This is a genomic window from Saccharothrix tamanrassetensis, assembly GCF_014203665.1.
Classification (GTDB): Bacteria; Actinomycetota; Actinomycetes; order Mycobacteriales; family Pseudonocardiaceae; genus Actinosynnema; species Actinosynnema tamanrassetense.
Genome location: NZ_JACHJN010000004.1, coordinates 1 through 25,711, shown reverse-complemented (window position 1 = coordinate 25,711; position 25,711 = coordinate 1). Strand labels below are relative to the sequence as shown.

Below are 25,711 nucleotides of genomic sequence, written 5' to 3'. Positions count from 1 at the left end.
ATGCTGAAGATCGCGCTGGTGGTCGCCGCGGTGGTCGCCGTGGTCGCCGTTGCCGTGACCAACGGGGTCTCGACCGTGGTCAACGGCACCACTCCCGCCGACGGCAGCGGCGGGGTCGGCATCCGCAACGTCGGCTGCAACGCGTCCATCGGCCCGTGGGAGGGCGGTGGCGAGGAGAAGGGCCGCAACGACGCGAGCCGGCTCAACGAGGAGCAGCGCGGCACCGTCGCCAAGATCATCTCCATCGGCCAGGAGCGCAGGCTGCCGCCGCTGGCCTGGCAGATCGCCATCCAGGCGGGCATGACCGAGTCCGGGCTGCGCAGCCTGGACTACGGCGACCGGGACTCGCTGGGCATCTTCCAGATGCGCCCGTCGATGGGCTGGGGGTCGCCCGCCGAGGTGACCGACCCGGTGTACGCGATCAACAAGTTCTACGACGTGCTGGTCAACGTGCCGAACTGGGAGGAGCGCCGGCCCGGCGACTCGGCCCAGGCCGTGGAGCGCTCGGCGTTTCCCGACCGGTACCACAACTGGGAGGCCATGGCGGCGTTCCTGATCGGCGAACTGGGCAACGTGGTCGACCCGGCGGGGTGCGGGGAGAGCGCCGGCGAGTTCCTGCTGGCGTCCTCGGCGGCCGGGACGGCGATCGAGTTCACCAAGCAGCAGTTGGGCGAGCCGTACCTGTGGGGCGGCAACGGCCCGGACCAGTGGGACTGCTCCGGCATCCTGGTCAAGGCGTTCGCCGCGTCCGGCGTGAAGATCCCCCGGGTGGCGAACGACCAGTACGTGTCGGGCGGTGCGCACCTCCCCGTGCGGGAGGCCAAGGCGGGTGACCTGATCTTCTGGGCGACCAACCCGGCCGAGCCGGTCACGGTGCACCACGTGGCCATGTACCTGGGCAACGACGAGTACATCCACGCCCCGCAGACCGGGGACGTGGTGAAGATCAGCAAGATCAACTGGGACTACCACGAGTTGATGCCCCTGGCCGTGCGGCCGGGCGTGTGACCGGGTGGGCGACCGTTGATCGTGCCAGGTTGATCACCTGCGGGTTGATCGCGTGAGGGAGGCACCACCGATGTTCACCCCCGACCCCATCCAGCGCCACGCCGGACCGCCCGCGTCCAGCACGCCGCTGCGGGACTACCTGTCCTCGCTGCCGCCCGGCGTGAGCACGGGGTACGCGGTGCTGCCCCGTTCCCTGGTGGAGGCCATGCCGCTGCCGTGGCAGCAGCAGATGACCCACCTGCTGGCCGAGTTCCACCGGTCGTTCGCCCACCTGGGGTGGCCGGTGTACCGGGTCGTGCCGTCGCGGCGGGAGCGGTTGGTGGACCTGGACGAGGAGCAGTTGGCGGAGGTCGGGGCGATCATGGAGATCGACTCCGACGGGGAGCTGGTGTACCGGGACCGGTCCGGGACCAGGATCGACGACCCCGAGCAGCGGATGGTGCTGGTGTCGGTGCTGGACCCGATCCCGGGCGAATACGCGAACGCGAACCAGAGCACGCCGGCTCGCGGGTTTCCGGTGCCGCAGCAGCCCTATCCGCAATCGGGGCCGCTGCCGGTGCAGGCGCCGCCCCAGCAGCGGTGAACGCGGCGGGAAGAGCGTGAAAGCGTTCTTGCCGGACGGAGCCTCGCTTGAAGGTGTCCTCGCTTGAACGGCGTCCTCGCCGGACGGGCCGGCCGCCGAGGATCTCCACAAGAGCCCTGCAAAGCAGAGGTGTGCGCAGGGCGCGCGTGTTGAGCGGGCGCGTGTGCCGTGGCGTGGGTGTGTGGGTGTCGGACATGACATGCGGGGCTGTGCATGTCAGCCTTGGGGTATGGGTGATCCGAATGCCTGGTACTACTGCCTGACTCACCAGACGGCCGAGAAGGGGGTCGGGTGTCGTGGTGGGGACCGGATGGGGCCTTATCCCGACGAGGCGACTGCCCGGCGCGCGTTGGAGCTGGCTCGTCGGCGGACCGAGGACGAGGACGAGGCTGATCGCAAGTGGAAGGAGAGTTAGGCCCGGGTCCGGGTTGAGGGCGGGTTAAGGTGCAGTCGTGGCCTCGATGGTGATCCGTACCGGGCGGGTGGACCTGGACTTCGGTGGGATTCGGTCCGAGTTCGGGTTGCCCGTGGAGTTTCCGCCTGCCGCGTTGGCGGAGGCGCAGCAGGCGGTCGGTCGGGATGTCGCGGCAGGCGGGCGCGAGGACGCGACGTCGTTGCCGTTGGTGACGATCGATCCCCCGGGTGCCAAGGACCTGGACCAGGCCCTGTTCGTGGAACGGGTGGGGCGCGGGTTCCGGGTGCACTACGCGATCGCCGACGTCGGTGTGTTCGTCGTGCCCGGTGGGGCGTTGGACACCGAGGTGCGCAAGCGGGGGCAGACGCTCTACCTGCCCGATGGGAACGTGCCGTTGCACCCGACCGTGTTGTCGGAAGGTGCGGCGAGCCTGTTGCCCGACCAGACGCGGCCCGCTGTGTTGTGGACGTTCGACTGCGGGGCGGATGGTGAGCCGCGCGACGTCCGCGTCAGGCGGGCCGTGGTCCGGTCCACGGCGCAGTTCGACTACGAGAGTGTTCAGGCCTCCTTCGACGCCGGCAACCCGCATCCGTCCGTGGAGGCCCTGTCCGAGTTCGGCCGGCTTCGTCGGGAACGGGCCACCGAACGCGGTGCGGTCGAGTTGAGGCTGCCGGAGCAGGAGATCGTCCCGAACGGTGACGGCGACTGGAAGCTGGTCGTCCGGCCACGGGTGGACGTCGACTCGTGGAACGCCGAGATCTCGCTGCTGACGGGTATGGCGGCGGCTCGGATCATGCTGGACGCCGAGGTCGGTGTCCTCCGCACGTTGCCGGACGCGGACGACGGGGCGGTGGACGTCTTGAAGCGGTCGGCGCACGCCCTCGGTGTGCCGTGGCCGGACGGGGTCACGCCTGCTCGGCTGCTGGCGGGGCTCGACCCGGCGCGGCCTGAGTCGTTGGCGCTGTTCGTGGACGCGACGCGGCTGCTCCGCGGCGCGGGGTACACGGCGTTCGACGGCACGATTCCGCCGGTCACGACGCACGCGGGGCTTGCCGCGCCGTACACGCACGTGACGGCTCCGCTGCGGCGGCTGGTGGACCGGTTCGCCACGGAGGTGTGCCTGGCGGTCACGGCCGGGCGGGACGTGCCGGACTGGCTGCGACAGGCGTTGCCGCTGCTGCCCGGTCTGATGGGCGGCTCGGACACGTTGGCGAGCAAGGTGGACCGGGCCTGCCTGGACCAGGTGGAGGCCTGGGTGCTGGCCGACCGGGTCGGGCAGGAGTTCGGGGCCGTGGTGCTGCGGGCCGAGGGCAACGGGGCCGACGTGTTCGTCGCGCAGCCACCGGTCATGGGGCGGTGCTCGGGTGCCGACCTGCCGGAAGGCGAACGGGTCCGGGTCCGGTTGACGGAGGCCGATCCGGAGCGCCGCAAGGTCGCGTTCGTCAAGGTCGACGGCTGATGCTGCCGGTCGACGACCTGGGTGAGCCGGTCGCGCTGCCCGGTCCGCCCCGGCGGGTGGTGAGCCTGGTTCCCTCGCTGACGGAGGCGGTGGACCCGGCCGTGCTGGTGGGCGCCACGGACTACTGCACGCACCCGGCCGACCTGGACGTGACGCGGGTCGGTGGGTCGAAGTACCCCAAGGTCGACCGGGTGTTGGAGCTCGCGCCGGACCTGGTGCTCGCGAACAGCGAGGAGAACCGGCCGGAGGACGTGGAACGCTTGCGGGCCAACGGTATCCCGGTGTGGGTGACGGCCGCCCCGGCGACCGTGCCCGCCGCCCTCGGTTCGTTGCGCCGGTTGTTGGGCACGGCGTGGGACGTCGAGCCGGGCTGGTTGGTCGAGGCCGAACGGGTGTGGCGGGAGGTCCGGCCCGCTCGGTTCCGGGCGGTGATCCCGGTGTGGCGCAAGCCCTGGGTGGTGATCGGGCGGGACACGTTCGCCGGTGACGTGCTGCACCGGCTCGGCGTGGTCAACGTCTACGTGGACCACGCCGAGCGGTACCCGCGTCCCGACCACGACGAGTTGCAGTCGGTGGACGCCGATGTGGTGGTGCTGCCGGACGAGCCGTACCTGTTCACGCCGGACGACGGTCCGCAGTTCTTCCCCCGGCTGCGCCCCGTGTACGTCTCCGGTCGCTACCTGACCTGGTACGGGCCGTCGTTGGTGGCGGCACGGGGGGCGTTGGAGCAGGCGTTCGGCGACGTCGGGCGCTAGACGCGGAAGCGGTCGGTGGCGTCCACCAGGGCGCGCAGGATCCCCGGCTCGTCGAACGAGTGCCCCGCGTCGGGCACCATGACCAGTTCCGACCCCGGCCACGCCCGGTGCAGCTCCCACGCGGTGGTGGCGGGGGTGGCCACGTCGTAGCGGCCCTGCACGATGACGGCCGGGATGCCGGCGAGCTTGCCCACGTCCCGCAGCAACTGCCCTTCGTCCAGCCAGCCCCGGTTGACGAAGTAGTGGTTCTCGATCCGGGCGAACGCCAGCGCGTACCGGGGCTCGGCGAACGCCGCCACCAGATCGGGGCGTTCCCGCAACGTCACCGTCGAGCCCTCCCACACGCTCCACGCCACGGCCGCGGCCTCGTGCACCGCCGGGTCGGGGTGGTTGAGCAGCCGCGCGTAGGTGTTGACCACGTCGCCGGCCGGTGCGAGCGCGGTGACCCGCTCCCACAGCTCCGGGAACAGCGACCCGGCCCCGCCCTCGTAGTACCAGTCCAGTTCACGTTCGCGCAGGGTGAAGATCCCGCGCAGCACCATCTCGGTGACCCGCGCCGGGTGCGTCTGGGCGTAGGCCAGGGCCAGGGTGCTGCCCCACGACCCGCCGAACAGCTGCCACCGCTCGATCCCCAGGTGCTCGCGCAGCTGCTCCAGATCGGCGACCAGGTGCCACGTGGTGTTGGTCGACAGGTCCGCGCCCGGTTCGCTCGCGTGCGGACCGGAACGGCCGCATCCGCGCTGGTCGAGCAGCACGATCCGGTAGACGGCGGGGTCGAACAGCCTGCGGTGGACGGGGGCGCTGCCGCCGCCCGGACCGCCGTGCAGGAACACCACGGGTTTGCCGTAGGGGTTCCCGCAGACTTCCCAGTAGACGCGATTGCCGTCGCCCACGTCGAGCAGGCCCTGGTCGTAGGGCTCGATCTCGGGATACATGACCCCTACTCTGCCCCACGCCGGACGGCCGATGATCACCCCGCCGGGGCTGCCGGACGAGCCCGACAGCCCCAACGGGACGTCGACCGATCAGTGGAACGTGTGCTCCGGGCCGGGGAACTGGTGCCCGCGGACCTCGGCGGCGAACTCCTGCGCCGCGCCCAGCATGACGTCGGCGATGTTCGCGTACCGCTTGACGAACTTCGGCGCCTTGCCGCGCCGCAGACCCATCAGGTCCTGCCACACCAGCACCTGGGCGTCGGTGTCCGGGCCCGCGCCGATGCCGACGGTCGGGATGCTCAGGTCGTGCGTGATCTGCTTGGCGACCTCGGCGGTCACCATCTCCAGCACCACGGCGAACGCCCCGGCCTCCTGCACGGCGTGCGCGTCGGCCACCACGGCGTCGAACGCGTCGTTGCGCCCCTGCACCCGGTAGCCGCCGAGTTGGTGCTCGCTCTGCGGGGTGAAGCCGATGTGCGCCATGACCGGGATGCCCGCGTTCACGATGGCCCTGATGTGCGGCGCGAAGTGCCGGCCGCCTTCGAGCTTCACGGCGTGCGCGCGGCCTTCCTTCATGAACCGCACGGCCGTCGCCACGGCCTGCTCGACCGACACCTGGTACGAGCCGAACGGCAGGTCGGCCACCACGAGGGACCGCTTCACCGACCGGGTCACGCCCCGGACCAGCGGGATCAGCTCGTCCACGGTGACCGGCAGCGAGGTGTCGTAGCCGTAGACGTTGTTCGACGCGGAGTCGCCGACCAGCAGGACGGGGATGCCCGCCTCGTCGAACAGCTCGGCGGTGTACATGTCGTAGGCGGTGAGCATGGGCCACGGCTCGCCGCGTTCCTTCAGCTCGCGCAGGTGGTGGGTGCGCACCTTCTTGACGGGAGCGGAGGCACTGGCCCCGCTGCCGTAGGGCGCCGCTACCTCGGGTGCAGAAGTCATCGTCGACCGTCCTCCCTCGAAGCCCGCTTCGTTGCGGGTCTCCGGGCCTTGTTGCACGGTTACCCGCCAAGCGTGACACCGGAGGACCCGGTTGTGCGCGGTGTGCGAGTAGCCTCACAGCCGTGGCTTGCCGGTTGACCGAGCTCGTCCTGGACTGCGCCGACCCGGAGGGGCTCGCCCGGTTCTGGTGCGCGGTGCTCGACTACCAGGAGCTGGGCCGCGAGGACGACGGCAGTGTCGAGATCGGCCGTCCGGGGGAGTACCCGACGATCGTGCTCGGGCCGGTGGACGAGCCCAAGCGGCAGAAGCTGCGGCTGCACATCGACGTGAACCCGACCGACCGGGACCAGGACGCCGAGCTGGAACGGCTGCTGTCGCTGGGTGCGACGCTGGTCGACATCGGTCAGGGCGACGTGTCGTGGCACGTGCTGACCGACCCCGAGGGCAACGAGTTCTGCCTGCTCAGGAGCCGCGTAGCGCCTTGACGGCGGCCGGCGCGACGGCGTCCGGCCGGTCGACGGGCATCAGACGGCCCGCACCAGCTCGGGCGGAGCGGGGTCGCGCCGGCCGTGAGCGTCGACCCGGTGACCGCCCACGCCGCAGCCGCGCCCACGCCCCCACGTGCATGGTCGCCACCGCTCTCCCCGGCTCCCCGCCTGTCGTACGTGATCACCCGCGCGTGCCGGGCCGTCAGCGTTACGGTGGCGTCCCAGTCGAACCACGCACCGCCCAGCCCGGGACCGAGCACCACCACGGGCGCGTCGGCACCTCCGACGGCGCGGACGTGCACCCTCCCCGCGAGGGAGTCGACCATGGTTCGCACAGCGAGATCTCCTGGGAGTGTGACGTGGCGGTGCCCCGGTGGAAGTGGCGGGCGGCGGGGGTCGTCGCGACGGTCGTGCAGCTCGCCGCGCTGGCCTGCCTCGTCCTGCTGGTCGTGGACGAGGAGTCCGACGTCGCCGAGGCCATTTTCGCGCTCTCGTACTGGTTGGGCCTGCCGGTCGACGGGAACCTGTTCATCGCCCTGGTGCTGGTGGTGCTCGGCGCGGCCCTGCGGCGGCGCAAACGGGCCGCGCTGTGGGCGTTGCTGCTGTTCGAGGGCTTGGGCCTGGCGCTGGCGCTGGTCGTGCTGCTCGTCTACTCGGTGGACCCCGGGCGGTTCCTCGGCCCGGACGAGCAGCTGGACTGGCCCGCGGTCCTGACGACGCTCGGCAGCGGCGCCGCCGTCACCTCGTCGATCATCCTCTTCCTGTGGGTGTTGCGGCCGGCGTTCCCGGCCCGCCTCGCGCCCGGTGCGTGGCGGCAGGGCCTGGCCGCCTTCCTCACCGGCATGGTGGTGCTGTGCCTGGTCGGCTGGGGTCTGGCGGAGGTGTTCCCGGGCACGCTGGACGACGTCGGGGAGAAGCTCGTCTGGGCGGCCAACCAGGTCATCGGCGAGGTGCTGCCGTTGCGCCGGGCCGGCGTCGGCGAAGGTCCGCAGTGGCTGAGCGTCGTGCTCGGGCTGGGCGGCACGCTGGTCGCGATCGGCTCGCTGTACGTGTTCTTCCGGGGTGAGCGGTCGAGTCGGCTGCTGGACTACTCCGACGAACTGGGCGTGCGGCGGCTGCTGGTCGGGCACGGCGAGCCGGACTCGCTGGGCTACTTCGCCACCCGCCGGGACAAGAGCGCGGTGTTCGCCGAGGACGGGCGGGCCGCGCTGACCTACCGGGTGCTCGCGGGCACCTCGCTGGCCAGTGGCGACCCGGTCGGCGACGAGGACGCCTGGCCGTTGGCCGTGCAGGCGTGGCTGGCCGAGGCACGGCGGTACGGCTGGATCCCGGGTGTGCTGGGCGCGAGCGAGCGCGGTGCGCACGTGTACGCGGCGGCGGGACTGAAGGCGTTGGAGATCGGCGACGAGGCCGTGCTGGACGTGCGCGAGTTCAGCCTCGCCGGGCCGGAACGGCGGGCCGTGCGGCAGGCGGTGAGCCGGGTGGAACGCGCCGGGTACACCGTGCGGGTGCGGCGGCACGCGGACATCCCGCCGGAGGAGATGGCGTCGATCCTGAGCCTGGCGCAGCAGTGGCGGGGCGCGGAGACCGAGCGCGGGTTCTCCATGGCGTTGGGGCGGCTGGGCGATCCGACCGACGGCCGGTGCGTGATGGTGGAGGCCTACGACGCCGACGGGAAGCTGCGCGGGCTGTTGTCGTTCGTGCCGTGGGGACGGCGGGGCGTGTCGCTGGACCTGATGCGGCGCGACCGGATGGCGGAGAACGGGCTCAACGAGTACATGGTCGCGTCGCTGGCCGACGCGGGCCGACGCCTTGGCGTGCAACGGATCTCGCTGAACTTCGCGATGTTCCGTGCGGTGTTCGAGGAGGGCGGGAAGATCGGCGCGGGGCCGGTGCTGCGGGCGTGGCGGGCGGTGCTGAGCCTGGCGTCGCGGTTCTTCCAGCTCGAATCGCTGTACCGGTCGAACGCCAAGTACAACCCCGACTGGGTGCCCCGATTCCTGTGCTACGCCCGCACCCGGCACCTGCCCTGGGTGAGCATGGCGGCCGGTGTCGCCGAGGGGTTCGTGCCGAGTCTGCGGTCGCTGTTCAAGCGCGGTTCGGGACGGGCTCTGCGGCACGAGACGACCGGCACGGAGTTCGCGGCGGCGGTGGCCGACATCGAGGCGTCGAAACCCGAGCCGAAGACCGTGCGGCGGCCCGAGCAGGTGCGGGTGCGGATCGCCAAGCTGGACCGGCTGCGCGAGGCGGGCATCGACCCGTACCCGGCGGGCTTTCCCCGTGACTGCGCGCTGACCGACGCGGTGGACCGCTTCGGCGACACGGTCTCCGTGACCGGGCGGGTGGTGGCGCTGCGGGAACTGGGTGGTCTCTGCTTCGCCCGGATCCGTGACCTGACCGGTGAGATCCAGCTCATGCTCGACGCGGAACACCTGGGGCACAACGGCCTGGCGTCCTGGAAGTCCGGGGTCGACCTCGGCGACCACGTGGGCGTGCGGGGCGAGGTGATCCGGTCGAGGCGCGGTGAGCCGTCCGTGCTGGCGGACGAGTGGACGGTCACCGCGAAGTGCCTGCACCCGTTGCCGGACAAGCGGAAGGGCCTCGCCGACCCGGAGGCGCGGGTGCGTCGGCGGTACCTGGACCTGGTGGTGAACCCCGATTCGGCGCGGATGCTGCGGGTGCGCAGCGACGTGGTGCGCGGCATCCGGGAGTTCCTGCACGACCGCGGGTACCTCGAAGTCGAGACGCCGATGCTGCAGTCCGTGCACGGCGGCGCGAACGCCCGGCCGTTCGTCACCCACATCAACGCCTACGACATGCGCATGTACCTGCGCATCGCGCCCGAGCTGTACCTGAAGCGGCTGTGCGTGGCGGGTGTGGACCGGGTGTTCGAGCTGAACCGGAACTTCCGCAACGAGGGCGCGGACGCCACCCACAACCCCGAGTTCACCATGTTGGAGGCGTACCAGGCGTACGCCGACTACACGGACATGCTGCACCTGATGCGGGAGCTGGTGCAGCACGCAGCCGTTGCCGCACATGGGAAACAGGTCGCTCTGCGGGACGGCGAAGAGGTCGACGTCTCCGGGGAGTGGCCGATCGTCACCGTGCACGAGGCCGTGTCGCACGCGCTGGGGAAGACCGTCACGCCCGACACACCGCTGCCGGTCCTGCGTTCTCTGGTGGGGAAGTTCGGGATCACGGCGGACGACGACGCCGACCACGGGCACATCGTGCTCGAGGCGTACGACAAGTTGGTCGAACCGCGGACCGTCGGGCCGACCTTCTACACGGACTTCCCGATCTCGGTGTCGCCGTTGACCCGGCAGCACCGCGCCGACCCCCGCCTGGCCGAACGCTGGGACCTGGTGGCGTTCGGGGCGGAGATCGGCACGGCCTACTCGGAGCTGACCGACCCGCTGGAGCAGCGGCGGCGGCTGGAGGCGCAGTCGTCGAAGGCGGCCAGCGGGGACGTCGAGGCGATGGAGCTGGACGAGGACTTCCTGGCGGCGTTGGAACACGGGATGCCGCCCACCGGGGGACTCGGCGTGGGCGTCGACCGGGTGCTGATGATGCTCACCGGCGCGTCCATCCGGCAGACGGTGCTGTTCCCGTTCGTCAGACCTGCCGAGTAGGCAGCACCATGATCTGCCGCAGGTTGACGTGCTTGGCGCGGCTCGTGGCGTAGCCGACCACGTCGGCCACCTCGGCGGAGGTCAGCCGGCCGACACCGTCGAACCAGCCGTCCACGGCGTCGCGGATGGCGGCGTTGCCGATGTGCTCGGCCAGCTCGCTCTCCGTGAAGCCGGGTTCGACGTTGGTCACCCGCACGTCCAGCGGGCCGAGTTCGGCGCGCAGGTTCGCGGACAGGTGGGTGACGGCTGCCTTCGTCGCGGTGTAGACGGCGAAGTTCGGGAACGTCAGGTGCGCGCCCACGGACGAGATGTTGACCAGGTCCGAGGGCCCGCTCCCGGCGGCCTCGATCAGGTCGCCGGAGAACGCGTCGATCACGTTGAGCACGCCGCTGATGTTCGTGTCGATCATCCGCGACCACTCGTCGGTGCGGCCGGCGGCGATGGGGTTCGCGAGCATGACGCCCGCGTTGTTCACCACCAGGTCGACCCGGCCGTAGGTGTCGTGGACGGCTCGGACGGCGTCGGAGAGGTCCTTCGTCACGTCCGCCGTGACCGCGAACCCTTGTCCACCTTCGGCGACGATCCTGTCGGCCAGTGCGGTGAGCCGTTCGGTCCGCCGGGCCAGCAGGGCGACCCGGGCACCCGAGCGGGCGAGCACCAGGGCGATTTCCGCACCGATGCCGCTGGCGGCGCCGGTGACCACGGCAGTGCGGTTGGTGAGGTCGTATGTCATGGCACCAAGCGTGTGGGGTCGCGGCGGCGGAACCGGAGGCCCCGCTTTTCCCTAGGTCTGTCAGGGCCAGGTTGCGGTGCGCTTCCGGGGCCATACTGGGTGGCGTGAACCACGACTTGGGGGAGTTCCTGCGGACCCGGAGGGCCCGCGTCCGACCGGACGACGTGGGCCTGCCCGGCGGTGGCCGGCGTCGCGTCCCGGGTCTGCGTCGTGAGGAACTGGCGCTGCTGGCCGGCGTGAGCGTGGACTACTACATGCGCCTGGAGCAGGGCCGGACCCCGGCGGTGTCGGACGCGGTGCTGGACGCGGTGGCGAGGGTCCTGAAGCTGGACGAGACCGAACGCACCCACCTGCGCAACCTCGTCCGGCCGACCACGGCCCGCAAGGTGGCGCCACAACGAGCGCGACCGGGCTTGCGCAGGCTCCTGGACAGCATGGGCGCGGTCCCGGCGTTCGTGATGGGGCGTCGTGCGGAGGTGCTGGCGTGGAACGCGCTGGCCGAGGCCCTCTACGGCTTCGCCGACCTGGAACCCGAGATGCGCAACTCCGCGCGGTACTCCTTCCTGCACCCGGAAGCCCGGACGTTCTACCGCGACTGGCCCGCCATCGCGGCCGACACCGTGGCGGTGTTGCGGCTCGACGCGGGCCGCTACCCGGACGACGCCCGGCTGGCGGCGCTGGTGGGGGAGCTGTCGGTGAAGGACGAGACGTTCCGGAAGCTGTGGGCGCAGCACGCGGTGCTGGAGAAGACCCACGGCACCAAGCTCATCCACCACCCCGTGGTCGGTGACCTGGACTTGGACTACGAGATGATGCGCCTTCCCGGCGATCCGGGGCTGCACTTGGCGGTGTACACGGCCAAGGAGAACTCGCCGACCGAGGAACGCCTGCGCCTGCTGGCCAGCTGGTCCGCGTCGGTGGACGTCTAGCCGCGCTTCACGGCGTTGAGGAACGCCACCAACCGTGCCGATGGCACTTCAAGGACCACCCGGGCGTTCTTGGAGTCCCGAACCGCCCCGAGCCCGACCCGCAGTTCGACACAGTCGCCACCGCTGTTGCCGCTGTAGCTGCTCTTGCGCCATGAGACTGTCACACGGCGAGCTTATCCATCAGACGAGCTGCCTCCTTCCCTCCGACCGAGACAGCGAGCAATTCCCTGAACACCTGCTCGTAGTGCATGATCCGGCTTTCCTCATCCACCAGCAGACCATCGGTCAAGGTCTCGACGTACACAGTCTTGGCACGGTCCCCGGCCGGCGTGAGGATCATGAAGGGGAAGTAGAGCGCACTGGTGAGCCCGGCGCTGTCCGGGATGATCCGGATCGAGATGTGCGGCAGCTTGACCAGCCGTCGCAGTCGATCGAGCTGCTCTCGCCGCGTTTCCTCCGTGCCCACAGGTGCCCGCAGCACGGCTTCCCTGATGATCAAGCTGTAGGTCGGCGGATTCGGGCCGGTCAGCCGAGCTTGTCGAGCCATCCGCGCCTGCACCAACCGCTCGATCTCGTCGGGCCGCAGGGTCGGATTGGTCTCGATCACCGCTCGTGCGTAGCTCTCGGTCTGCACCAACCCGTGCAGCAGGTCCGGCCGGTACAGCTCGATGCGCTGTGCGGTCTCCTCGGTGTTGAAGAACTTCTTCAACCGGTCCGGGATGGCCGAGCCCCACGGTGTCTTCGGTCGGCGGCGGCGACCTTCCTCGCCCAGGTGCAGCAGATCGGCCCGCTCCGGATCCTCGACGCCCAGCCGGTCGAGCAGAGCCGCGAGTTCAAGCGGCGCAACGGAATGGTCGCCGCGCAGGATCTTGGCGACCTTCGAGTCGGAGCAGCCGCCCAACGTCTCCTGGAGGTCGGCCTTCGTCACACCGCTGTGCCGCATCAGTTCCCGCAGCCGCTCCCCGAGGCGCGCGCGGTAGTCGGTCGGGCTCTGGCCGCTGGTCATGTCGGCCAGTCTGCCCGAGTCCTCCCGCCCGGCCAGTCGCTCGATCGGGCGACTAGGCAAGGCGACATGTCGGGTTTACGGTCGGCCAATGAGCGATTCCGCTATTCAGAACATGGTCAAAGACTCCGCACCCCGACTCTTCGCCTTGGTGGAAGAAGAGGACGGCGAAGCCTGGGTGGAGGCGTGGGGCATGGTGCTCGACGACCACACCGAAGTGGTCTCCGTGGAGGGCGACTACCGGATGTCCCTCGAAGAACCCGAAAACGCCCTGTGGATCTTCAACGCGGGAGGCGGCAACGCCCAGCTCGTCTGGGCCTAGGAGCAGACCTTGCCCGGATCCGGCAGCTTCAGGTCGATCAGGTACGCGTCCGCAGCCGGGTCCACGCACTCGTTGCCCTGCAGGTAAACGGTGTGCTGGTTCCCCTCGTACGTCAGCAACCCGCCACCCAACTCCTTCGCCAGGTTCACCCCGGCCTGGTACGGCGTGGCCGGATCACCGGTCGTGGAGATCACCAGCACCGGCGGCAGCCCCGCCACCGGCTTCGTCTCCTGCACGCTCGGCGGCACGGGCCAGAAAGCGCACGAGTCCAACGCCCCGACCGCCGGGTTCCCGTCGTCCAGGAACGGCGCCGCGGCCTTGTACCGCCGAGCCACGTCGTCGATCACCGCACGATCCGTCACCCGGGGCTCGTCCACGCACTTGATCGCGGTGAACGCATCCGTGATCGAGGAGTACTTCCCCTCCGCGTCACGGTCGTAGTACGCGTCCGCCAACTGCAGCAGCACCTGGCCGCTGTTGTTCTTCAGCTCGGTCAACCCGGCGTTCAGCGGCCCCCACAGCTCCTCCGAGTACATCGCCTGGATGGCCCCGGTGATGGCGTCGTTGTACGACAGCTTCCGCGACCCCACGTCCACCGGCCGTTGCGCCAACGGCAGCGTCAGGTCCCGGAACGCCTTGCTCGCCCCCGCCGGGTCCTTCCCCAACGAGCAGTCCTGCCGCTGGGCGCACCACGCGGCGAACGCGTCGAACGCCTTCTGGAAGCCGGCGCCCTGCGCGATCAGCGACTCGACCTGGTTCTGCGTCGGGTCGACCGCGCCGTCGAGCACCAGCGCCCGCACGTTCCCCGGGAACGCCGCCGCGTAGCCGGCCCCGATGTGCGTCCCGTACGAGTACCCGAGGTAGGTCAGCTTCTCGTCGCCCAGCGCCGACCGCATCACGTCCAGGTCCCGCACGACGTCCCGCGTGCCCACGTTCGCCAGCAGCTCCGCCCCGGTCGTCGCGGCGCACTTCTCGGCGAACGCCTTGTTCTCCGCCTCGGTCTGCGCCACCCCGGCGGGCGAGGTGTCGAGGTCGACGTCGAGGCGGTCGGCGTCCCGTTCGGTGTCGGTCAGGCACCGCACCTGCGGCTGGCTGGCCCCCACCCCGCGCGGGTCGAAGCCCACCAGGTCGAACCGCTCGCCCAGCGCCGTCTTCCCCACCTGCACGCCCAGGCTCGCCGCCGCCGACATGCCCGACCCGCCCGGTCCGCCCGGGTTGAGGAGCAGCGAGCCGATCCGGTCGCCGGTCGCCTTCTGCCGCAGCAGGCCGAGCTTGATCGTCCGGTCGTCGGGCTTGGCGTAGTCCAGCGGCACTTCCAGCCGGGCGCATTCGATGCTCTTCTTGTTCTTGTACTGCGATCGGGTGGTCCCGGTGGTGGCGTAGTCGGCGCAGTCGCCCCACCCGAGCTGCTGGCCGTAGAAGCGCTCCAGCCCGGCGGGCACGGTCCCGGCGGGTCCGCGCTGCTCGAGCACCGTTCCCGGGGTCGGTGAGCCGGTGAGGACCGACGTGCAGGACGCCAGTACGGGCAGGACGAGGAACAGTGTGAGGGAACGGCGCACACGTCGATCGTAGGTGTGACACGTCGGCCACATCGTCCACCAAGCCCGCCCCACGTGAGCGAGAATGCCCCCATGCCACAGCTCCGACTCGCCCTCGCCCAGGTCAACGCCTGTGTCGGCGACCTGGCCGGCAACACCGAACTCGTGCTCGACTGGTCCCGCAAGGCCGTCGAGGCCGGCGCCCACCTGGCCGTCTTCCCGGAGATGGCGCTCACCGGCTACCCGGTGGAGGACCTGGCGCTGCGCGAGTCGTTCGCGGAAGCGTCCAAGCAGGCGCTGGTGGACCTCGCGACGCGGCTGGACGAGGCGGGCTGCGGCGACCTGCCGGTGTTCGTGGGCTACCTGGACCGCGACGTGCGCGGCATGCGCAACGCGGCGGCCGTGCTGCACGGGGGCGAGGTCGTGGCGCGGCAGTACAAGCACCACCTGCCGAACTACGGCGTGTTCGACGAACGCCGCTACTTCACGTCCGGTGACACGCTGGACGTCATCCGGCTGCACGGCGTCGAGATCGGCATGGTGATCTGCGAAGACCTGTGGCAGGACGGCGGCCCGATCGCGGCCCTCGGCGAGGCGGGCGTGGACCTGGTCGTCTCGCCGAACGCCTCGCCGTACGAGCGGAAGAAGGACGACGCCCGGCTGCCCCTGGTGGCCCGGCGCGCGGCCGAGGCGAAGGCCCCGCTGGCGTACGTGAACCTGATCGGCGGGCAGGACGAGCTGGTGTTCGACGGCGACACGATGGTCGTCACGGCGGACGGCACGCTGGTCACCCGCGCCCCGCAGTTCATGGAGCACCTGGTGGTGCTCGACCTGGACCTGCCCGGCGGCGCGGCGCGCACCGAAGGCCTGGTCAACGGCTTCACCGTGCACCGCAGGACGCTGTCGGAGAACCCCCTCCCGGCCTACCGGCCGGTGGCCACCCCCGAGCCCGCCGAACCGCTGTCCGACGAGGCCGAGGTGTGGCACGCGCTGGTCACCGGCCTGCGCGACTACGTGCACAAGAACGGCTTCCGCTCGGTGGTGTTCGGCCTGTCCGGCGGCATCGACTCGGCGGTCGTCGCGGCGCTGTCCGTGGACGCCCTGGGCGCCGACTCGGTCTACGCCGTCTCCATGCCGTCGGAGTACTCCTCGGACCACTCCAGGTCCGACGCCCACGACCTGGCCCAGCGCACCGGCCTGCACTACGAGGTGCGGCCCATCGCCGACATGGTCCGGGTGTTCGTCGACCAGCTCGGGCTGACCGGCCTGGCCGAGGAGAACGTGCAGGCCAGGTGCCGCGGCGTGACGTTGATGGGGCTGTCGAACCAGCACGGCCACCTGGTGCTGGCGCCCGGCAACAAGTCCGAGCTCGCGGTCGGCTACTCGACCATCTACGGCGACGCGGTGGGCGGGTTCGCGCCGATCAAGGACGTGCTGAAGACGCTGGTGTGGGACCTGGCGCGGTGGCGCAACGCGCAGGCCGAGAAGCTCGGCGAGCTGCCGCCCATCCCGGAGAACTCGATCAGCAAGCCCCCGTCGGCCGAACTGCGGCCGGGCCAGGTGGACACCGACTCGCTGCCGGACTACGAGCTGCTCGACTCGGTGCTGGACGACTACGTCGAAGGCGACAAGGGCTACCACGACCTGATCGCGATGGGCTTCGACCACGAACTGGTCGACAAGGTCCTGCGCATGGTCGACCGCGCGGAGTACAAGCGCCGGCAGTACCCGCCGGGCCCCAAGATCACGTTCAAGGCGTTCGGCCGCGACCGCCGCCTGCCCATCACCAACGGCTGGCGCGAGGGCTAACCGGGGACCCGCACACCGGACCAGTAGACCGGGGTCGTGCCGCGCACCCGGTCAGCGTCGCGGTCGACCGCGAAATCGCTGGTGAACGCACTGCCATCGGCTCGCGTGCCGCGCAGGTGCAGGATCAGCGTGCGGCGGGAGGCGAGGGTCGTGCCGACGACCTCGGGCCGGTCCGCTCCGGGTGCCCAGCCGGCGTCGCGTGCGCCGTCGACCAGCCACCGACAGGTACCGGGGAACACCACGTCCGACTCGCACAGCCGGGTGAGATCACCGTGCCCGGCGAGCCGGACCACCTCGTCCAGGACGGCTTCGGCCTCGGCGCGGCCGGGTGGCGGCGGCTCAGCCGGTTCGGCCAGTGCCGATGCCCCGATCAGCAGTGGCAGACCCACGATCGCCGCCCACGTCCACCGTGCGAGTCGCTGCACGCGAATATTTGCCACGTCGACTTCCCCCTTGCCGGTCACGCTAGCGCGCGCGGCGACCCGGTGGGTGTGCCGAAAGGACGAGCCGCGCTCAGGCGTGGGCGGCCCGCCCGGTGGCTTCCGGGTTCCGGCCGGTCGCCGGCGCGCGGCCGTCCGTGACCGCCGCCGCGATGCTCAACACGCCCAGCACCAGCAGCGTGATGCCCAGCAGCCAGGCCAGCGCGACCATGCTGGACAGCGGCATGACCAGCACGACGATCCCGGCGACGAGCGTCACGAACCCGGAGAACACCGTCCACCCGCTGTTGCCGAACCCGTGGAAGATCTCGGCCACCCCGCCGACCACCCAGGTCGCGCCCAGCAGCAGCGCGAGCACCGCGATGGTCTGGAACGGCGCCCGCAGGCTCAGGATGCCCGCCAGCAGCGCCAGCACCCCGGCGACCGCGAACAGCACCCGGTACCCGCTCTTGGCCCGGCTCTCGGTGAACGAGCTGATCAGCCAGAACACTCCGGTGACCAGCAGTTGGACGCCGAACAGCACCGCCGCCGTGAGGATCGTGATCCCCGGCCAGAGCAGCACCAGCAGCCCGACCAGCACGGTCACCACGCCGAACGTGATCCGCAACGCCTTCGACTGGCCGAGGGCCGCGAGCGGCTCCGCCGTACCAGCCGTGCCACCCGCATTGCCCTCGAAGTGCGCCATGACGGCCAGGGTGCGCCTCAACCCCGAACCGCGCAGTCCCCGAAACCTGGTATCACCCGTTCCGGGAATCCCGGACCTCCACCGACGCCTGACCGGACCGGCGCTCGGACCTGGCGGTTCCGCCTGGCAGCAGCAGCGCCACCACCGCGCCGACGCCGCAGATCACGGCCGTGATCAGGAAGATCTCGTGGTACTCGGTCAGCAACGCGTCGGACAACGCCCGCTGGTACGCCTCGGCCTGCCGCTTGAACTCCTCCGGCGACACCCCGAACGGCAGCGGCGTGTCCAGGTCCGCCGTCAGCTCCCGGAACCGGTGCAGGCCCCACGCCGACAGCGCCGCCACCCCGACCAGCATCCCGGTCATCCGCGCCACCACGACCGCCGCCGACGCGACCCCGTGCTGCACGTCCGGCACGACCCGCAGCACCGCCGCCGACACCGGCGCGATCACCAGTCCCAGCCCGAACCCGGCGATCACCAGGTCGCGGTCCAGCACGAACGCCGACACGTCCGCCGGCCACCGCGAGATCAGCGCGTACGCCACACCCGCCACGGCCATCCCGGCGAACGACACCCACCGGTCGCCGACCCGTCCCGCCAGCCAACCGCCGACCAGGGCACCGACCGGCAACGCGACCAGGAACCGCGCCAGCAAGGTCACCGCCGCCGCCGAGTCCCGCCGCAGCACGGTCTGCGCGAACAACTCGACGTCCACCAACGTCACCATCAGCGCCGCACCGGCCGCCAGCGACACCGCGAGCGCCGCCAGGAACGGCCGCATCGCCACCCCGGTCGGATCGAGCAGCCGAACGCGGGAACGCTTCTCCCACAACACGAAAGCCACGAACACGACCAGCGCGCCACCGAGCACCGGCCATCCCCACGGCGGCAGCACGGCGTGCTCCGGATCAGGGTTGTAGAGCCCCACCACGAGCAGCGACAGCGCCAACGCCAACAGCCCGCCACCCACGAAGTCGATCCGCACCGACCTCCCGGCCCCGGCGCCCTCCGAGACCGGGTCCGCCTCAGTCGGACCCGCTGCGGCACCACTCGCGGCACCACCCGCAGTACCAACCGAGGCTCGACCCGCCACCACGCCGCCTGGCACGGTCCGCTGCACGATCACCATCGCGACCAGCGCCAACGGCAGGTTCACCCAGAACACCCACCGCCAGCTCTGCGGCTCCAGCGACTCGGACACCGACCACGCGTTGAACAGCGAAGCCACCCCGACGCCGTACAGCGTGCCCAGCACACTGCCCAGCTCCTGCGCCGCACCGACCACCCCGAGCGCCCCGGCCCGCCGCCGCGCGTCCCACAGGTCGCCGACCAGCGCCATCGTCACCGGCAGCAACGCGCCACCGGCCAACCCCTGCACCACCCGCCCGGCGACCAGCAGCGGCAGGTCACCGGCCAACGCGGTCACCGCCGACCCGACCCCGAACCCGATCAGGCACAGCTGGAGGACCAGCCGCCGCCCGAACCGGTCGGACAACTGCCCGAGCAACGGCATCCCGGCCACGTACCCGAGCAGGTACCCGGTCACCACGGGCGTCGCGCGCTCCAGGTGGTTCACCGGGATGCCGAGGTCGCGCACCATGTCCACGAGCACGCCGACCACCACGTACGCGTCCAGCGCGCCGAGCAGGACAGCCAGCGCACCCGCGCCTATCGCCAGCCGACGGGACCTCACGTCGGCGGCGCGACCGTGAACGACTTGTTGAAGTCGGACAGCCCGATCGTCACCTTGGCCCCGCCGGGCAACTCGAAGACCGCGTTGGTGAGCTTGTCGTCCTTCAACGAGAACGTCGACTTCACGTCGGCGTCGATGCCCGGCACCAGGCCCGCCACGACGTCCTTCGGCACGGTCGCCTCGACCACGTTGACACCGCCGTCGGAGCTGGTGGTCCGGGCGTCCCTGGCGCTGCCCAGCACCTTGGCGACGCCCTTGTCCGGGTTCAGGATCGCCGTCGGGTCGTACAACTGGCCCGCCAGCGCGGCGGGCAGCCTGGTGAACCCGCCGGTCGGGCCCTTGAAGTACAGGTCCTTGCCGACCAGCACGTACTCGACCTCCAGGAGCTGGCCGAACTGCTCGACCTTGGCCCGCCCCGCGGACTCGCCCTCGGCGTTCAGATCGCCCTCGGCGTCCTTCACGGACACGTTCGGCAGCTCGCCGTCGACCTTGATGGTGAAGTGGGTGCTGGTCACCGAGCGCATGGCGGCGGCCGACCTGCCCACCAGGTCGGACCCGGCGGGCAGGTCACCGGTGGACGAGGTGCAGCCGGCCAGGAGCAGTGCGAACGCGCCTACCAGGACGCGACGACGGGACATACGGGGGATCGTAGATCCACCGCCCTGAGAAGACGCACCGATCGCCACAGCCACCCGCCGACCCGGCGCGGCACCGCGCGGGCACGTGCTCCCCGAGCGGGCCACCGGAGTTCCGTGAGACCGGATGACCTGGCGTTATTCCGGACAGAAGGTGCGCGAGCCGGTTTTCCCGCGAGTCGGCAACACACCGGCAACAGCCTTTACCTAGGCTTCGTGCCATGAACCGCCAGCAGGAGTTCGTGCTCCGCACCCTTGAGGAACGGGACATCCGGTTCGTCCGGCTCTGGTTCACCGACGTGCTGGGCTTCCTCAAGTCCGTCGCCGTGGCCCCGGCGGAGCTCGAAGGCGCCTTCAGCGAGGGGATCGGCTTCGACGGCTCGGCGATCGAGGGCTTCGCGCGGGTCTACGAGTCGGACATGGTGGCCAAGCCGGACCCGTCCACCTTCCAGGTCCTGCCCTGGCAGACGCCGGACAAGAACAACTACTCGGCGCGGATGTTCTGCGACATCGCGATGCCCGACGGCTCCCCGTCGTGGGCCGACCCGAGGCACGTGCTGCGCCGCACGCTCGCCAAGGCCAGCGAGGCCGGCTTCACCTGCTACGTGCACCCGGAGATGGAGTTCTTCCTCCTCAAGAACCTCCCGGACGACGGCAGCGAGCCCATCCCGGCCGACAACGGCGGGTTCTTCGACCAGACCAGCCACGAGACCGCCACCCACTTCCGCCGGCACGCCATCGAGGCGCTGGAGGCGATGGGCATCTCGGTGGAGTTCAGCCACCACGAGGGCGCGCCCGGCCAGCAGGAGATCGACCTGCGCTACGCCGACGCGCTGACCATGGCGGACAACGTGATGACGTTCCGCTACGTGGTGCGGGAGGTCGCGATCACCCAGGGGGTGCGGGCGAGCTTCATGCCCAAGCCGTTCTCCGACCAGCCCGGCTCCGGGATGCACACGCACGTCAGCCTGTTCGAGGGCGACCGGAACGCGTTCTACGACGCCGAGGACCCGTACCAGCTCTCCGACACGGGCAAGGCGTTCGTCGCGGGGCTGCTCAAGCACGCGCGCGAGATCTCCGGCGTCACCAACCAGTGGGTCAACTCGTACAAGCGGCTGATCGTCGGCGGCGAGGCGCCCACCGCGGTCTGCTGGGGTCACGCCAACCGCTCCGCGCTGGTGCGGGTGCCGATGTACTCGCCGGGCAAGTCCTCGTCACGCCGGGTCGAGATCCGCAGCCTGGACTCGGCGTGCAACCCGTACCTGGCGTACGCCGTGATACTCGCCGCCGGCCTCAAGGGCGTGGAGAAGGGGTACGAGCTGCCGCCGGCCGCGGAGGACGACGTGTGGTCGCTGACCGACCGCGAACGCCGGGCCGCCGGGTACGACAACCTGCCGCAGAACCTGGGTGAGGCGCTGGTCGAGATGGAGAACTCCGAACTGCTGGCCGAGGCGTTGGGCGAACACGTGTACGACTTCTTCCTGCGCAACAAGCGCACGGAGTGGGACGCGTACCGGCGCAGCGTCACGCCTTACGAGCTCCGCACGCTGCTGCCGGTCCTGTGAGGGAACAACCCGTGCGGGTGGTCCACACCGGGCACTCGGAGAAGCTAGGTTTGCAGACCGTGACCGAGGTGCCCGCGGGTTCGGAAGCCCGTCCCACCCTGATCGCGTGCACGGTGGCCACCGCCGCCGAACTGCCCGCGGTGAAGGTGCTGTCGAGCTCGTTCCTGGCCAACCACCCCGAGGCGCGGTTCGTCGCGCTGGTGGTGGACGCCCTGCCGGAGAACTCGGGTCCGGGGCTGGTCACACCCGCCGACCTGGGCGTCCGGCCGGAGGAGCTGGCCGAGCTGGCGACCGGCTGCACGGCCGCCCAGCTGTGCGGCCTGCTCCGCCCCCGGCTGCTGGAGCAGCTGCTCGGTCAGGGCATCCCGGTGCTCTACCTGGATCCGTGGGTGCAGGTGCTGGCCTCGCTGTCGGACCGCGTGCTGGACGCCGTGCGCCGCGGCCCGCTGGTACTGCTGCCCAGGGCACTGCGCCCGCTGCCGGACGACGGCCTGCGCCCGACCCCCACGGAACTGCTGGAGACCGGTGTCTTCGACCCGGGGTTCCTGGTCGTCGCACCCGGCGCGGAACCGTTCCTGCGGTCGCTGGAAGAGCAGCTTCGCCGCACGCCGGACGCCGCGAAGGCCGTGCTCGACATGGCTCCCGCGCTGGTCCCGCTGGACGTGCTGCGGGACGCCACGATCGGCCTGTCGGTCTGGAACGCCAACCAGCGCGACCTGCACCGCCTCGACGACGGCACGCTGACCGTCCTCGGCGAACCGCTGCGCACCGTGCACTTCCAGGGCTTCGACCCCGGCCGCCCGTGGCTGCTGTCGACCGTGTTCGCCGACCGGCCCCGCGTGCTGCTGTCCGAACACCCGCAGCTCGCCGAGCTCTGCACCGCGTACCGGGCCGAACTGGTCCGGCGCGGCTACACGCCGCTGCCCGTGCGCTACGGCTTCGGGCAGCTCGCCGACGGCACCCCGATCCCGGACGAGCTGCGCGCCGACTACCGCGAAGCCGCCCGCACCACCGCGGGCTCGGTGTTCGACCCCGCCCACTTCGTCCGCGACCAGTCCACTGAGGACGGCCAGACCGACGGCACCCCGGTCGGCGGGCCGAACCCGCCGGCCGCGTTCGGCCCGGACGGCGGTGCCGGCTTCCTCGCGTGGGCCTGCGAACCCGCGCCCGGACTGCCCGGCAGCACCCGCTGGTCGGTCGCGCTCTGGCGCGGCGACCAGGCACTGCGCACCCAGTTCCCGGACCCGTTCGGCGCCGATGGCGAGGCGTTCCGCGACTGGTGCGCGGGCGCGGGCGTCGCGACCGGCCGCCTGCCCGTCCCGGCCGTGCCCAGCTCACGCGCGGACGCCCCGGTGCTGCACGACCAGCTCGGCGTGTCCGTGGTCGGCGTCGGCCCCGCCGCCGAACTGCTCCAAGCCGCCGCGCGCGCGTCCGGCCTGCCCACGTCCACGACCGTCGGCTACCCGGTCGTGGTGCGCGTCGGCGGCGACGCCCCGGTGCCCGGAGGCCGGTTCGTGGTCGACTACCGGCTCGACGAAGGCCCCGCCCAGGACGCCGACGAGCTGTGGGTGCCCTCCGAGACCACCCGGACCGCCGTCGAACGCCCCGGCGGACCCGCCGTCCGAGTCCTCCCGCTGCCCGTCCCGGAACAGGAAGCCTACGAGCCGGAAGACCACGAAGGGGTGATCTTCGGAGCGCTCGCCGACCACGCCGTCGACCGCGAGGGCAACGTCATCGGCGCGGTGTCGGCGTTCCTCGGCGCGTTCACCGACCGCGCGGACGTGACGCTGCGGATCGCGGTGACCGGCGCGGCCGAACACCCGGAGGCCGCCGAACGGCTGCGCCTGGCCACCGCCGCCGACCCGCGCATCGAACTGGTCGCCGAACTCGGACCGGTGGACTGCCTGATCTCGCTGCACCGGGGCCGGGGCGACCGGATCACCGCCGACCTCGCCGCCCACGCCGCGCGCGGCGTCCCCGTCCTCACGTCCGACCAGGGCGCGGTCGCGGAGCTGTTCGACAAGCAGTCGGTGATCTTCGTGCCGTGCCGCCAAGGCGCCGAGCCGGACGTCCAGGCCGCCGTGAAGCTGCTCCGCGCCCTGGCCGACGACCTGCCCGCCGGACGCGCGATCGGCGCGAAGGGCCGTGAACGGCTCGACTCGCGGACCGTCGCCAAGGTCGGCGACCTGATGCGGGAACGCGTCGAACACGCCTACCGGGCTTGGCGGGCACGCCGTGCGGCGGCCAACCCGAGCCCCGCCGTCGACCCGTTGAACGCGCTGCACTCGGCGAAGCACGCCCTGCTGCGGCAGCCGGACGTCGGCGTCGCCAGCCGCACACCGATGGCCCCGCAGCTGCGCAAGATGGTCCTGCGCGTGCTCGACCACTACGACAACCACATGCGCGACGTCCTCAACTCCCTGGTGGACGGCGTCGAGCGCACGGTGTCGGAGCTGGTGCGCCGGCAGGACGACCTGTCCACCGGCATCGGCCACGTCGAGCTGGAGGCGCTGCGCTCGGAGGTCGAGCAGCACCTCGAACGCCAAGGCCAGCTGGCCGACCAGGTCCTCGGCCTGGACGACGGCGTGGTGCGGGTGCGCGCCGACATGGCCGGCCAGGGCAGGCGGCTGCGCGAGATCGAGGACGCCGTCGTCGCCGAAGCCGGCAAGCGGACCAAGCAGGGCGACGCCCTGGCGCAGCGGATCGACAAGCTCGCGGTCGCGCTGGAGCGGACCCTGGACCGGATCGACTCGCTGGAGTCCAAGGTCGTGCAGGTGCTGCGGGACCGCGACACCAGGCTCGACACCGGGATGCGCGCCGCCAACCAGGCCCAGCAGACCGCCGACGCGCTGCGCCGGGTCGTGGTGCGCGAGCACGAGCGGCGCAGCGAGAACGTGCCGGACGTGCGCAGCTCGCTGGTGCTGACCGAGGTGGGGCTGCTGCGGCTGCCGTCGGACGACGCGTTCATGCTGCCGATGCTGTCCAGCCACGGGGTGTGGGAGCCGGAGCTGTCCGAGCTGATCGACTCCGTGGTGGAGCCGGACGGGATCTTCCTCGACGTCGGCGCGTACGTGGGCTACCAGACCGTGCGGGTGCTCAGCCGGTTCGGCACCGCGGGTGCGGTGGTCGCCGTGGAGCCGTGCCCGTCGGCACGGGAACTGCTGCGCCACAACGTGCTGGTCAACCTGCCCGAGCGGGTCGCGGACCGGCTCGTCGTGGTGGACGCGGCGGCGTGGGAGAGCGTCGGCGAGTTGGCGATCCAGCCGGCGTTGACCGGAGGGGTGTCGGTTGCGCCGCTGCCCGTCGACGCGCCGGAGGGCACGGCCAAGGTCCGCGCCGCCCGGCTGGACAAGGAGCTGGAGGCCGTGCCCGCGTTGCACGGCATGAAGCTGTCCGTCGTGCGGGTGGACGCGCCGGGCCGGGGCCACCGCGCGCTGGCCGGACTGGTGCGCCTGCTGCGCCGGGACCGCCCCCACGTCTTCCTGGAGTTCTCGGCCACCGCCACGGAGGGCTTCGGCGACGATCCGGTCACGGTCCTCAAGGAATTCCGGATCTGGGGCTACGACCTGGTGCCGGTGGCGACCCGCGAACCGGCGTCGCCGGAGCAGATCGTGACCGCCATGGAGGGGATGCGGACCGTCTCGCTGTGGCTGCGCCCGCGCCCGATCCAGGCCAAGTCGGCCGGTCCGCAGGTCGTCGTACCCCTGCGGCAGCCCGCTGACCAGGCGATTTGACTTCCGATCAGCGCGTGGGTAACTTTTGCCGGGTCGCCAGGCAGGACCTCGGAACGAGCGGTTGACACCGCGAATCGGGCCGGGTAGAGTACTGCGACGTCGAACTCCCAGAAGCGAATAAGCAGTCTAAGCGGCTGCCTCGGGTCTGGAAGCAATACAAGTAAACTGAATGCGAAGCGAGTTTGTCGCGGAGCCGAGAAGCCGAAACCGGCCGATTTGACACCGTGAAAACGAACGAGCTAAGCTTCCAGCAACAAAGTGAAACACAAAGCCCCGGAATGAACCGCGGTAAGACGCGGCTCAGGATGGTGAGCGCGTGTTCTTTGAGAACTCAACAGCGTGCCGAATAGCCAGTAAATTTATGAACCTCGTCAAGAGGTTTCCTTTGAGATTGACTGG

22 protein-coding genes are annotated in these 25,711 nt (G+C 71.0%); 12 read left to right on the top strand and 10 right to left on the bottom strand.

All coding sequences use genetic code 11. The features are described 5' to 3' along the window. The 5 genes from FHS29_RS13145 (at position 1) to FHS29_RS13125 (ending at position 4,220) form a co-directional block, all read left to right on the top strand. On the top strand, positions 1-1,008 hold the full coding sequence (locus FHS29_RS13145; RefSeq protein ID WP_184690912.1) for a C40 family peptidase: 1,008 nt from the start codon (positions 1-3) through the stop codon (positions 1,006-1,008). Positions 1,009-1,078: 70 nt separating this feature from the next. Next, the gene (locus FHS29_RS13140; RefSeq protein ID WP_184690911.1) at positions 1,079-1,591 is read left to right on the top strand and encodes a hypothetical protein; all 513 of its coding nucleotides are present in this window, start codon (positions 1,079-1,081) and stop codon (positions 1,589-1,591) included. A gap of 229 nt (positions 1,592-1,820) precedes the next feature. Continuing rightward, entirely contained in the window at positions 1,821-2,006 is a 186-nt protein-coding gene (locus FHS29_RS13135) for a hypothetical protein (protein ID WP_184690910.1), read from the top strand. Between the two features lie 46 nt (positions 2,007-2,052). Beyond that, positions 2,053-3,465, top strand: coding sequence for an RNB domain-containing ribonuclease (locus tag FHS29_RS13130; RefSeq protein ID WP_184691504.1), 1,413 nt, complete (start codon positions 2,053-2,055; stop codon positions 3,463-3,465). Continuing rightward, the gene (locus FHS29_RS13125; protein ID WP_184690909.1) at positions 3,465-4,220 is read left to right on the top strand and encodes a helical backbone metal receptor; all 756 of its coding nucleotides are present in this window, start codon (positions 3,465-3,467) and stop codon (positions 4,218-4,220) included. Before FHS29_RS13130 ends, FHS29_RS13125 begins: the two co-directional genes overlap by 1 nt. Here the strand turns inward: FHS29_RS13125 and pip are convergent. Both pip and panB read right to left on the bottom strand, forming a co-directional pair. After that, on the bottom strand, positions 4,217-5,155 hold the full coding sequence (pip, locus tag FHS29_RS13120) for a prolyl aminopeptidase (protein WP_184690908.1): 939 nt from the start codon (positions 5,153-5,155) through the stop codon (positions 4,217-4,219). The two genes, FHS29_RS13125 and pip, sit on opposite strands and share 4 nt — an antisense overlap. A gap of 90 nt (positions 5,156-5,245) precedes the next feature. Further along, positions 5,246-6,103, bottom strand: a complete 858-nt coding sequence (panB, locus tag FHS29_RS13115) for a 3-methyl-2-oxobutanoate hydroxymethyltransferase (RefSeq protein ID WP_184690907.1) — start codon at positions 6,101-6,103, stop codon at positions 5,246-5,248. Positions 6,104-6,225: 122 nt separating this feature from the next. On the opposite strand from panB, the gene FHS29_RS13110 reads away from it, so the two are divergent. Further along, on the top strand, positions 6,226-6,588 hold the full coding sequence (locus FHS29_RS13110) for a VOC family protein (protein ID WP_184690906.1): 363 nt from the start codon (positions 6,226-6,228) through the stop codon (positions 6,586-6,588). A 362-nt stretch (positions 6,589-6,950) separates the two neighbouring features. After that, positions 6,951-10,226 (top strand): bifunctional lysylphosphatidylglycerol synthetase/lysine--tRNA ligase LysX, encoded by a 3,276-nt coding sequence (gene lysX, locus FHS29_RS13105; protein ID WP_312864901.1) that lies wholly within the window; start codon positions 6,951-6,953, stop codon positions 10,224-10,226. Here the strand turns inward: lysX and FHS29_RS13100 are convergent. After that, positions 10,210-10,959, bottom strand: a complete 750-nt coding sequence (locus FHS29_RS13100) for an SDR family oxidoreductase (protein WP_184690904.1) — start codon at positions 10,957-10,959, stop codon at positions 10,210-10,212. The two genes, lysX and FHS29_RS13100, sit on opposite strands and share 17 nt — an antisense overlap. Before the next feature lie 104 nt (positions 10,960-11,063). Between FHS29_RS13100 and FHS29_RS13095 the strand changes: the two genes are divergently transcribed. Continuing rightward, positions 11,064-11,888, top strand: a complete 825-nt coding sequence (locus FHS29_RS13095; protein WP_184690903.1) for a helix-turn-helix transcriptional regulator — start codon at positions 11,064-11,066, stop codon at positions 11,886-11,888. Here the strand turns inward: FHS29_RS13095 and FHS29_RS13090 are convergent. Then, positions 11,885-12,052, bottom strand: coding sequence for a DUF397 domain-containing protein (locus tag FHS29_RS13090; protein WP_184690902.1), 168 nt, complete (start codon positions 12,050-12,052; stop codon positions 11,885-11,887). The two genes, FHS29_RS13095 and FHS29_RS13090, sit on opposite strands and share 4 nt — an antisense overlap. Then, the gene (locus tag FHS29_RS13085; RefSeq protein WP_184690901.1) at positions 12,049-12,894 is read right to left on the bottom strand and encodes a helix-turn-helix domain-containing protein; all 846 of its coding nucleotides are present in this window, start codon (positions 12,892-12,894) and stop codon (positions 12,049-12,051) included. The genes FHS29_RS13090 and FHS29_RS13085 overlap by 4 nt, the downstream gene beginning before the upstream one ends. An 88-nt stretch (positions 12,895-12,982) precedes the next feature. Here FHS29_RS13085 and FHS29_RS13080 point away from each other — a divergent pair, with 88 nt between their 5' ends. Continuing rightward, positions 12,983-13,213: a hypothetical protein gene (locus FHS29_RS13080; RefSeq protein WP_184690900.1), complete on the top strand. Its 231-nt coding sequence runs from the start codon at positions 12,983-12,985 to the stop codon at positions 13,211-13,213. Here FHS29_RS13080 and FHS29_RS13075 read toward each other — a convergent pair. After that, entirely contained in the window at positions 13,210-14,772 is a 1,563-nt protein-coding gene (locus FHS29_RS13075; protein ID WP_312864900.1) for an alpha/beta hydrolase, read from the bottom strand. The genes FHS29_RS13080 and FHS29_RS13075 overlap by 4 nt on opposite strands. Positions 14,773-14,844: 72 nt before the next feature. Here FHS29_RS13075 and FHS29_RS13070 point away from each other — a divergent pair, with 72 nt between their 5' ends. Next, positions 14,845-16,560: an NAD+ synthase gene (locus FHS29_RS13070; protein WP_184690899.1), complete on the top strand. Its 1,716-nt coding sequence runs from the start codon at positions 14,845-14,847 to the stop codon at positions 16,558-16,560. On the opposite strand, the gene FHS29_RS13065 is transcribed toward FHS29_RS13070, so the two are convergent. The 4 genes from FHS29_RS13065 to FHS29_RS13050 form a co-directional block, all read right to left on the bottom strand. Then, a complete protein-coding gene (locus tag FHS29_RS13065; RefSeq protein ID WP_184690898.1) occupies positions 16,557-16,985 on the bottom strand; it encodes a hypothetical protein in 429 nt (142 codons plus the stop codon). The two genes, FHS29_RS13070 and FHS29_RS13065, sit on opposite strands and share 4 nt — an antisense overlap. Before the next feature lie 88 nt (positions 16,986-17,073). Then, entirely contained in the window at positions 17,074-17,685 is a 612-nt protein-coding gene (locus tag FHS29_RS13060; RefSeq protein WP_184690897.1) for an HdeD family acid-resistance protein, read from the bottom strand. A gap of 52 nt (positions 17,686-17,737) precedes the next feature. Further along, the gene (locus tag FHS29_RS13055; protein WP_184690896.1) at positions 17,738-19,378 is read right to left on the bottom strand and encodes an MFS transporter; all 1,641 of its coding nucleotides are present in this window, start codon (positions 19,376-19,378) and stop codon (positions 17,738-17,740) included. Next, positions 19,375-20,016 carry an LppX_LprAFG lipoprotein gene (locus FHS29_RS13050; protein WP_184690895.1) on the bottom strand — a complete coding sequence of 214 codons (642 nt, stop codon included), beginning with the start codon at positions 20,014-20,016 and terminating at the stop codon, positions 19,375-19,377. The genes FHS29_RS13055 and FHS29_RS13050 overlap by 4 nt, the downstream gene beginning before the upstream one ends. A 218-nt stretch (positions 20,017-20,234) precedes the next feature. On the opposite strand from FHS29_RS13050, the gene glnA reads away from it, so the two are divergent. Both glnA and FHS29_RS38110 read left to right on the top strand, forming a co-directional pair. Continuing rightward, the gene (gene glnA / locus FHS29_RS13045; protein ID WP_184690894.1) at positions 20,235-21,578 is read left to right on the top strand and encodes a type I glutamate--ammonia ligase; all 1,344 of its coding nucleotides are present in this window, start codon (positions 20,235-20,237) and stop codon (positions 21,576-21,578) included. Between the two features lie 59 nt (positions 21,579-21,637). Continuing rightward, positions 21,638-25,312: an FkbM family methyltransferase gene (locus FHS29_RS38110; RefSeq protein WP_184690893.1), complete on the top strand. Its 3,675-nt coding sequence runs from the start codon at positions 21,638-21,640 to the stop codon at positions 25,310-25,312. Positions 25,313-25,711: the final 399 nt, after the last annotated feature.

Bases quoted from the DNA above. Each gene is read 5' to 3' on its own strand.
- glnA (WP_184690894.1), top strand. From the start codon at position 20,235: ATGAACCGCCAGCAGGAGTTCGTGCTCCGCACCCTTGAGGAACGGGAC.
- FHS29_RS13060 (WP_184690897.1), bottom strand. From the start codon at position 17,685: ATGGCGCACTTCGAGGGCAATGCGGGTGGCACGGCTGGTACGGCGGAG.
- FHS29_RS13100 (WP_184690904.1), bottom strand. From the start codon at position 10,959: ATGACATACGACCTCACCAACCGCACTGCCGTGGTCACCGGCGCCGCC.
- FHS29_RS13135 (WP_184690910.1), top strand. From the start codon at position 1,821: ATGGGTGATCCGAATGCCTGGTACTACTGCCTGACTCACCAGACGGCC.
- FHS29_RS13125 (WP_184690909.1), top strand. From the start codon at position 3,465: ATGCTGCCGGTCGACGACCTGGGTGAGCCGGTCGCGCTGCCCGGTCCG.
- FHS29_RS13050 (WP_184690895.1), bottom strand. From the start codon at position 20,016: ATGTCCCGTCGTCGCGTCCTGGTAGGCGCGTTCGCACTGCTCCTGGCC.
- FHS29_RS13070 (WP_184690899.1), top strand. From the start codon at position 14,845: ATGCCACAGCTCCGACTCGCCCTCGCCCAGGTCAACGCCTGTGTCGGC.
- FHS29_RS13140 (WP_184690911.1), top strand. From the start codon at position 1,079: ATGTTCACCCCCGACCCCATCCAGCGCCACGCCGGACCGCCCGCGTCC.
- FHS29_RS13080 (WP_184690900.1), top strand. From the start codon at position 12,983: ATGAGCGATTCCGCTATTCAGAACATGGTCAAAGACTCCGCACCCCGA.
- panB (WP_184690907.1), bottom strand. From the start codon at position 6,103: ATGACTTCTGCACCCGAGGTAGCGGCGCCCTACGGCAGCGGGGCCAGT.
- FHS29_RS13085 (WP_184690901.1), bottom strand. From the start codon at position 12,894: ATGACCAGCGGCCAGAGCCCGACCGACTACCGCGCGCGCCTCGGGGAG.
- pip (WP_184690908.1), bottom strand. From the start codon at position 5,155: ATGTATCCCGAGATCGAGCCCTACGACCAGGGCCTGCTCGACGTGGGC.
- FHS29_RS13145 (WP_184690912.1), top strand. From the start codon at position 1: ATGCTGAAGATCGCGCTGGTGGTCGCCGCGGTGGTCGCCGTGGTCGCC.
- FHS29_RS13130 (WP_184691504.1), top strand. From the start codon at position 2,053: ATGGTGATCCGTACCGGGCGGGTGGACCTGGACTTCGGTGGGATTCGG.